At 41.0% G+C, this 7,433-nt stretch carries 11 protein-coding genes; 5 read left to right on the top strand and 6 right to left on the bottom strand.

What is annotated here, in order from left to right:
* Window positions 1–277 precede the first annotated feature (277 nt).
* The 3 genes from RYL27_RS09815 to RYL27_RS09805 form a co-directional block, all read right to left on the bottom strand.
* A complete protein-coding gene (locus RYL27_RS09815) occupies window positions 278–466 on the bottom strand; it encodes a hypothetical protein (RefSeq protein ID WP_314966921.1) in 189 nt (62 codons plus the stop codon).
* 72 nt (window positions 467–538) lie between these two features.
* Complete coding sequence (locus RYL27_RS09810; RefSeq protein ID WP_314966919.1) at window positions 539–1,174, bottom strand: hypothetical protein; 636 nt, start codon at window positions 1,172–1,174, stop codon at window positions 539–541.
* A gap of 10 nt (window positions 1,175–1,184) precedes the next feature.
* The gene (locus RYL27_RS09805; RefSeq protein ID WP_314966917.1) at window positions 1,185–1,544 is read right to left on the bottom strand and encodes a DUF2493 domain-containing protein; all 360 of its coding nucleotides are present in this window, start codon (window positions 1,542–1,544) and stop codon (window positions 1,185–1,187) included.
* A 437-nt stretch (window positions 1,545–1,981) separates the two neighbouring features.
* On the opposite strand from RYL27_RS09805, the gene RYL27_RS09800 reads away from it, so the two are divergent.
* From RYL27_RS09800 to RYL27_RS09785, 4 genes are all read left to right on the top strand, one after another.
* The gene (locus RYL27_RS09800; RefSeq protein ID WP_314966915.1) at window positions 1,982–3,607 is read left to right on the top strand and encodes a malolactic enzyme; all 1,626 of its coding nucleotides are present in this window, start codon (window positions 1,982–1,984) and stop codon (window positions 3,605–3,607) included.
* A gap of 11 nt (window positions 3,608–3,618) precedes the next feature.
* Window positions 3,619–4,566: an AEC family transporter gene (locus tag RYL27_RS09795; protein WP_314966913.1), complete on the top strand. Its 948-nt coding sequence runs from the start codon at window positions 3,619–3,621 to the stop codon at window positions 4,564–4,566.
* A gap of 240 nt (window positions 4,567–4,806) precedes the next feature.
* A complete protein-coding gene (locus RYL27_RS09790) occupies window positions 4,807–5,010 on the top strand; it encodes a hypothetical protein (RefSeq protein WP_314966911.1) in 204 nt (67 codons plus the stop codon).
* The gene (locus tag RYL27_RS09785; RefSeq protein ID WP_314966909.1) at window positions 4,997–5,275 is read left to right on the top strand and encodes an HD domain-containing protein; all 279 of its coding nucleotides are present in this window, start codon (window positions 4,997–4,999) and stop codon (window positions 5,273–5,275) included. Before RYL27_RS09790 ends, RYL27_RS09785 begins: the two co-directional genes overlap by 14 nt.
* Before the next feature lie 34 nt (window positions 5,276–5,309).
* On the opposite strand, the gene RYL27_RS09780 is transcribed toward RYL27_RS09785, so the two are convergent.
* From RYL27_RS09780 to RYL27_RS09770, 3 genes are all read right to left on the bottom strand, one after another.
* Window positions 5,310–5,591, bottom strand: a complete 282-nt coding sequence (locus RYL27_RS09780; protein WP_009534678.1) for a type II toxin-antitoxin system YafQ family toxin — start codon at window positions 5,589–5,591, stop codon at window positions 5,310–5,312.
* Complete coding sequence (locus tag RYL27_RS09775) at window positions 5,588–5,860, bottom strand: type II toxin-antitoxin system RelB/DinJ family antitoxin (protein ID WP_314966907.1); 273 nt, start codon at window positions 5,858–5,860, stop codon at window positions 5,588–5,590. Before RYL27_RS09775 ends, RYL27_RS09780 begins: the two co-directional genes overlap by 4 nt.
* A 172-nt stretch (window positions 5,861–6,032) precedes the next feature.
* The gene (locus tag RYL27_RS09770) at window positions 6,033–6,179 is read right to left on the bottom strand and encodes an ABC transporter substrate-binding protein (protein WP_314966906.1); all 147 of its coding nucleotides are present in this window, start codon (window positions 6,177–6,179) and stop codon (window positions 6,033–6,035) included.
* A 436-nt stretch (window positions 6,180–6,615) separates the two neighbouring features.
* Here RYL27_RS09770 and RYL27_RS09765 point away from each other — a divergent pair.
* Window positions 6,616–7,433 (top strand): 4Fe-4S binding protein (locus tag RYL27_RS09765; protein WP_314966904.1); only part of this gene is annotated, 818 nt, incomplete at its 3' end.

Here is a 7,433-nt window from a genome sequence, read left to right as displayed (position 1 = left end):
CCAGTTTGGCGGAAGCCACGGTAGAAGCTTGGAGAATTCCATCGAGCATTTTTATGACAAGCTTTTACTGATTTCTAAGGAGCTGAACACCCCTTCTGCACGAAAAATGGCGGAGAAAAGGGATAAGCTCATGCAGGATTTTCTGAAGGAGTGGGGAGAGGAAATGAATTAAACATTGAAACTGTAAAATAGTTTAATTTACCAACTCATTTCTTAAATAATTCCTAGTTTGTGTAAAGGAAGAACAATAGAGTGAGAATCACTGCCGCCTCGTGTTTTATACTCCCAGAGCCTTTTTAAGACTATCCATAGTATTATATGATTTTACGCGATTATCTAAGGCAATACGCCGCCCCTCTTTAATGGCGGCTATAGTCACATCATTCAGTCTAAGCTCAGAAAAAAGCTGATTCGCCTGTTTAGGATTTTCTTTATTATTTTCGTTATTTAGTTTTGTGTTCGCCATTGAAGGAACCTCCATTCCAATTGCACATTGTTAGTTTTAGGTTCTCAGCTTTGCATTTAAGATATAAATTTTCTAAGTATCAGATGGGAAAATACGGTACTCATGTACAGGGATTTCTTTACAGCATTTTTGGATGGCATCACCCAATTGCTCAAAGGAAAGTACCGGGCAAAGTTTTTTTACTGTTTTAAGAGAAATTGTTTTTTGTAGTACCAATTTTTTATCCGATTCAATGAAATAAGTAGGAAGGATATAAAACTCCCACCAGGATAAATCCAATATATTTTCTCTTCTATCCGTCGCAGTATATAATGTAAATACATAGATATCATTATTTCGTTGCCTTCCGGAAAGATACGGATAATCTCCGGTTTCATCAGGCATTTTGGCCGGGGCAATACTATAGTTCGCTCTATCCGGGTGTTTGATATCCCAAGTTTGAACAAATGCGGCAGATTTCACCTCTATTCTTGCAGGTTTTCCGCTGGAGAGGATAATAGGACCATTAAGGTCATAAGGCTTTATGCTTGCTTGTTCTTCATTGGTATGAATGCCAATATTTTCCAAAGCACATTTTACAATAAACTCTGCAAAAGTTCCTCTTTGCATATTATGGAGGATGTCTGAATATGCCCATTTCCAAAAGTCGAGCATTGTGTTGGAAAGATACCTTCCATTATGAACAAGTCTTTCATCTCCATTATACATAATACGCTCCTTAAATATTTACGATATGAACCTCTGCTCCATCTCTAGAAGCCACTTCAATCATGTTTTTTGTTCCCTTACTTACGCCGTCCCAAAATGCAATAATCATAGGCTCGTCTTTCAGAGCATAGTGATACATTTCTCTATTTCGAATGGGACCGGCAGCCCTGCCATATTTCTTCCAGTCGGCTTTAAATACGGATAATTTTAGGCCATTTTTTAGAGCATATTCTTCACCGAATGCATCAGCACCTTTCGCATTTCCGGAGACAATTTCTATATCTTTTAGAGAAGACATGATTTCATCCAGCTTTTCAAAGCAAAATTCTTTATCTTGAAAATTTCTACCGCCGCATACTATAACTCTCAATTTTATCCTCCTTACCCTTATACTTTAATAACCGTTTTATGCTATCACAAGAAATCAGGGATGGAAAGAAAATTCAAAGTAAAAAAAGTGAGATTGGATTGCGTTGAATCAAAATAGATGAATCAGGGCCACCTGCTAGAGAGACAAACCGAGTTATATCATCGAATTACGAAGAAAAACCCTAAAAATCCGGATTCCCTTACCGGCGCATTCAAAATCTGATATAAAACAATTTGTCGATGGTACTGCATAGAAACAAATGTTTAGTCTTGCTACTTTGTAATTGTGTTTATTCTGTTAAGTGTGTAGATTCTGTTAAACTTTTTATGAGGATGTTGAAAATTATTTATACCGATGTTAGATTGTGCGTACATCGGATGGCTGGACCATCTTCACAGGGCAGTTTGCTCTTTTCCTTAATGAGTAGGAGGAATCTTATGAAAGCACATGAAATTTTGAACAATCCCTTTTTAAACAAGGGGACGGCATTTACCATGGAGGAACGTGAGAAATTAGGACTGATCGGACTTTTGCCTCCCCACGTGCAGACCATTGAAGAGCAGGCGGCACAGACCTATGCTCAGATGGAAAAGAAGGAAAATGACCTGGAAAAGCGTCTCTTCCTCATGCAGATTTTCAATACCAATCGTACTCTTTTCTACTATCTTTTTTCCAAGCATTTGGCAGAATTTAACCCTATTGTTTATGATCCCACGGTTTCGTTAACCATTGAGGGCTATAGTGATCTTTTTGTGGATCCTCAGTATGCGGCTTATCTGGACATTAACCATCCGGAAAATATTGAAAAGACCTTGAAAAACGCCGCAGGAGACAGGGAAATCCGTCTCATTGTGGTAACCGATGCGGAAGCTATTCTCGGAATAGGGGACTGGGGCACCAATGGCGTGGATATTTCCGTAGGAAAGCTGATGGTATACAGCGGTGCTGCAGGAATTGATCCGGCCTGTGTTCTCCCCTTGGTTATCGATGCCGGTACCAACAGGGAAGTACTGCGAAACAATCCCAACTACTTGGGAAATCGTCACGAGCGTGTCAGAGGAGATCGTTACTATGACTTTATTGACCAATTTGTAGAGACTGCTGAGCGTCTTTTCCCCAAACTCTATCTTCACTGGGAGGACTTCGGCCGTGGAAACGCTGCGAATATTCTGGAAAAGTATCGTACCAAGATCCCAACTTTTAATGATGATATTCAAGGAACAGGAATCGTAACCTTAGGCGGAGTATTTGGGGCAATGGCCATCAGCGGACAGAAGCTTAGGGATCAGGTTTATCTTTGTTTTGGTGGGGGTACGGCAGGAGCCGGTATTGCCTCCCGTGTACACAGAGAAATGATGAGAGAGGGCTTATCCGAGGAAGAGGCATACAAGCGTTTCTTCATGGTGGATAAGCAGGGATTACTCTTTGATGATATGGAGGATTTAACACCCCAGCAGAAACCCTTTGCGAAGAAACGTTCCGACTTTCCGAATGCAGACAAATTAACGGACTTGGCAGAGGTAGTAAGAACGGTAAAGGCGACGATTCTTGTAGGTACCTCTACACAGCCAAATACCTTTACTAAGGAAGTTGTGGAAGCGATGTGTCAGAATACTGCGCGCCCCTGCATTTTCCCCTTGTCCAATCCGACAGAACTGGCAGAGGCAACGGCGGAAGACCTGATTACCTGGTCAGACGGAAAGGCCTTCGTAGCAACCGGTATTCCGGCAGACCCTGTTTCTTATAAGGGCATAGAGTATATCATTGGGCAGGCAAATAACGCCCTGATTTATCCCGGACTGGGCCTTGGGATGCTGGCTTCGGAAGCAAGTCTCTTAACCGATGAAATGATTGCGGCAGCAGCAGATTCCTTGTCCGGTATTACCGATATCACAAAGCCCGGTGCACCGGTGCTTCCTCCTTTTAAGTATGTGGGCGAGGTTTCCATTAAGGTAGCGGAAGCGGTGGCAAAGAAGGCAAAGGAGCAGGGGCTTGCCCGTGCAAAAGAGCAGGATATGGAAAAGGCGGTAAGGGACTTAAAGTGGTATCCGGAATATAAATAAAGGAGGAGATAATGACGGTATTTCTCACCTCGATACAAAGTATTATTCCGATTATCGTGATTATCGCTCTCGGCTACATTTTGCAGCTAAAAGGCTGGTTTTCGGAGAGCTTCGGACCGAATCTGTCCCGGCTTATTATGAATGTAGCTTTACCGGTTTCCATTTTTGTCTCGGTATTAAAGTATCTTACCGTAGATAAGCTCATCAGCCTTTCGGGAGGCTTGCTTTACACCTTTGGAGCCTTTGCTTTAACCTATATTTTCGGCTTTTTGGCGGTAAAGCTATGTGGAGTTCGTGCCGGAAGACGAGGCACGATGATCAATACCTTTGTAAATGCCAACACCATTTTCATTGGGCTTCCCTTAAACATTGCTCTTTTTGGAGAAGAGGCTCTACCCTATTTCCTGATTTATTATATTACCAATACGATTTCCACCTGGACCTTGGGTGTTTATATCATGACCTCGGACAGTGTGGGAGGGAAAAAGAAAGAGGGGACAAATTTTGACTGGAAGAAGCTTTTACCGGCTCCTCTTGTGGGCTTTCTGATCGCTTTGGTATTTTTACTTTTAGGGATTTCAGTGCCCGCATTTGCTGAAAATACCTTGACCTATATCGGGAATATTGTAACACCCTTGTCTTTGATTTACATTGGAATTATTCTTGCAAAGGCGGGGCTTCGGAGCATTCACTTAGATAAAGACACTGTAGTTGCGGTGGTGGGGCGTTTTATTCTTGCCCCCGCCATCATGTATGCTTTACTTTTCTTTACAGGAAGAGGACTGCCAACGAAGGAATTCAATACCTTTGTGATTCAGTCGGCTACACCGGCTCTTGCGGTTCTGCCCATTTTGGCCAGCCAAGGAGACGGAGATGTAGAGTTTTCCACCAATGTGGTGACCATCAGTACCGTGCTTTTTATTCTCGTTGTGCCGGTTCTTATGACTTTGTTGGGCTAAGCGTTTCAATCATACATTGAGAAGCTGAGGATTTTTAGTTTGGAAAAGCCTATATAGGCGGCAGTAAAAAGAGCGGTTTCCGCTCTTTTTTTGTGTTTTTGTTCCTGAACAAGAACATGAAAATATTGAAGTATAAACATAGAATTTTTTTGTATGAGAAATCCTGTTAAAGGGATGAACGTAAATATATACATAGGTATACACATAACTATATACACATATGAGAGGAGCTTTCTTTGCTTGGAGGAAAATGAAGGAAGACAGCTTAGCTTTTCCGACATTTTCACGGAAGAAAAAGAACGGGAAGAAAGAGAGTTGGAAGAGCGCTGGAGGCAAATGGAGGCTCGTTACGGCACCATATTTCAGGACAGAAAAACCATGATTCTTTCCGGAAAGCGAGTGTACGATTTGATAGAGGAGATGCGAATTTATGGGAGAAAGTAGAATCGAAAGGGCGGTAGACTATATCACAAAGCTTTTTCAGGGAAACGGAGATGGACACGACCTTGCTCATAGCTTGCGAGTATATAAAAATGCCATGATGATTGCCGAAATGGAAGGACAGGGAGAAGAGGAAGTTATTGCTCTTTCCGCCCTCCTACATGATTGCGATGATCATAAGCTTTTTCATACGGAAAATAATGCCAATGCCAGAAGATTCTTGCAAGAGGAAGGGCTTTCCGAAGGGGGAATTGAGGAAATGAATTAAACATTGAAACTGTAAAATAGTTTAATTTTCCAGCTCATTTCTTAAATAATTCCGAGTGAGTTCCAAGACGGTAGAGTATGAGGACAAGAACGTCATTTTGAATTTCGTATACTAACAACCAATCCGGTTCAATATGACATTCTCTTGTACCCTTATACTTACCGGATAGGTCATGGTCTCGATATTTTGCCTCTAATATGCCGCCTTCTGCTAGAATATTTACTACGTCGAAGAGTTTATTTAAATCTTTATTCTGTTTTTTAGCGAGTTTAAAATCTTTCTTAAACTGGTTAGTGAACTTGACTTCGTATTTCATACTTCCAAAGCCGCCTTGAGATCATCCATGGTTTTATAGGATTTTACGCTACTATCTAAGGCAATACGGCGTCCTTCCTCGATAGCAGTAGTCGTCTCTTCATTTGGAGTATCCAGTTTTAAAGAAAAGGGAATCCCGTTTTCGCGGATAGTTGTTCTAAGAAATATATTGATGGCGGTAGTCATATTCAGTCCCAGCTTGGAAAATATTTGATCCGCCTGCTCTTTAATATCCTTATCGGTTCTGATGTTTAAATTTGTTGTTGCCATGCAAAGTACCTCCAATCAGATATTTCTAAATTGCTTTTTCGTTTATTGACTTTATGATAGGATACATCAAAATTCGTTTGTTATCAATACATTGTCATTATAAAACGAAGTAACCAGTTCATCTAAGTTTCTTCAACCATAAAGAATATGAAGTATATAGATTATTTTTCGTTTACTTCAGTAAGAATTTCTCCTTTAATTTGCACATGGTCTCGGCTCCCTCTTCGGTATTTCCCTCTTTTAGATCCTTTAGCCCCTCTATAACCGCTATTGCTTCATACATCTTTTGTATGGTTTTCTCATAATATTCACTATTCATAAGCACAAGCCCCCGTAAATGTTTTGCAATTCGCCCCTATTTCTTTCTTACTTTCCGGATTGTGTTAATTCCGTCTTCATGAAATCTGCACTTTTTTGCAGACTCTTTATAGGATCTTTGTCCACCCAGTTTCTCCATCAGGGCGGGAACATCCACTCCGGCATCAGCCATCCAGTAACTATCTAATTCAAAGTTTACATAGCGGGGATCGGTTTCTTCTACAAAATGTCATTCTATAGCGGAACTATTATAAGTTGCCTTTCATTAAATTACAATTGTGCGGCAGAACTTGAAAATAAGAAACGATAAGCATACAATTTACCGAGACAAACTTTTTGCAATATATTTTGTCCTATAACTAAGAGTAGTCCTATAGCCCGGTTTTACCCTTTAGGACGCAAAAAAGAATGGACTTACACGGGAGAGGAGTTTTTATTTGCGCGATTTCTTGAAAAAATATGCTTTGGTACTTCTGATTGGTGGCATTTTCGAAGCGGTGGCGGTGAGTCTTTGGCTTACGAAGCATAATCTTTTTTATCTTTTCAACTTTAGCTATATTGGAATCTCACTATCTTTCGGAATTTTTCTGCTTGGAAGAAAATATCCCCATGCCCGTCGTGTAGTACAGCTTCTCGTGGGGCTGTATATGCTTGTTTATTTAGGGCTTATCAACCGGGAAAATATGCAAATTGAGGGCTTTTGGTACTATTTATTTACCGGTGTTTTCGAGGCGGCTACCATTCATTATGCGGTGGCGAAAATCTTCGGGCCTTTGATTTTTGGAAGAGGCTTCTGCGGCTATGCCTGTTGGACCGCTATGGTTTTGGATTTTCTGCCCTATAAGACCAGGGTGCTTCCCCGGAAAAATATTGGCTGGATTCGCTATCTGACTTTTGCTTTGTCTTTCCTCTTTGTTTCCACTTTGTTTCTTTTGAAGGTAGGAAACTTGGAAAGGATTATGTTTTGGGCTTTCCTTATCGGAAATCTCGCTTATTATCTTGTAGGAATAGCGCTGGCTTTTCTTTTCAAGGATAATCGGGCTTTTTGTAAATATATCTGTCCGGTTACCGTATTCCTTAAGCCTATGAGTTATTTTTCACTGGTGCGGATTCGTTGCGATAAGATGAAATGCATTTCCTGCGGAAAATGCAAGAAGGTCTGTCCCATGGATGTGGAAATGACGGATAATTCCAGGAAGAGAAAAAACGGGACGGATTGCATCCTGTGTATGGAATGCGTAAAGGTCTGCCCGAA

Source organism: Oribacterium sinus (assembly GCF_963537195.1).
Lineage (GTDB): Bacteria > Bacillota > Clostridia > Lachnospirales > Lachnospiraceae > Oribacterium > Oribacterium sinus_A.
Note: the sequence above shows the minus strand (reverse complement) of the source record. Positions and strands in the feature narration are given on the sequence as shown.

Coding starts and splice junctions, on each gene's coding strand:
- RYL27_RS09770 (WP_314966906.1), bottom strand. CDS start 6,179: ATGAATAGTGAATATTATGAGAAAACCATACAAAAGATGTATGAAGCA.
- RYL27_RS09815 (WP_314966921.1), bottom strand. CDS start 466: ATGGCGAACACAAAACTAAATAACGAAAATAATAAAGAAAATCCTAAA.
- RYL27_RS09785 (WP_314966909.1), top strand. CDS start 4,997: ATGGGAGAAAGTAGAATCGAAAGGGCGGTAGACTATATCACAAAGCTT.
- RYL27_RS09795 (WP_314966913.1), top strand. CDS start 3,619: ATGACGGTATTTCTCACCTCGATACAAAGTATTATTCCGATTATCGTG.
- RYL27_RS09780 (WP_009534678.1), bottom strand. CDS start 5,591: ATGAAATACGAAGTCAAGTTCACTAACCAGTTTAAGAAAGATTTTAAA.
- RYL27_RS09800 (WP_314966915.1), top strand. CDS start 1,982: ATGAAAGCACATGAAATTTTGAACAATCCCTTTTTAAACAAGGGGACG.
- RYL27_RS09775 (WP_314966907.1), bottom strand. CDS start 5,860: ATGGCAACAACAAATTTAAACATCAGAACCGATAAGGATATTAAAGAG.
- RYL27_RS09810 (WP_314966919.1), bottom strand. CDS start 1,174: ATGTATAATGGAGATGAAAGACTTGTTCATAATGGAAGGTATCTTTCC.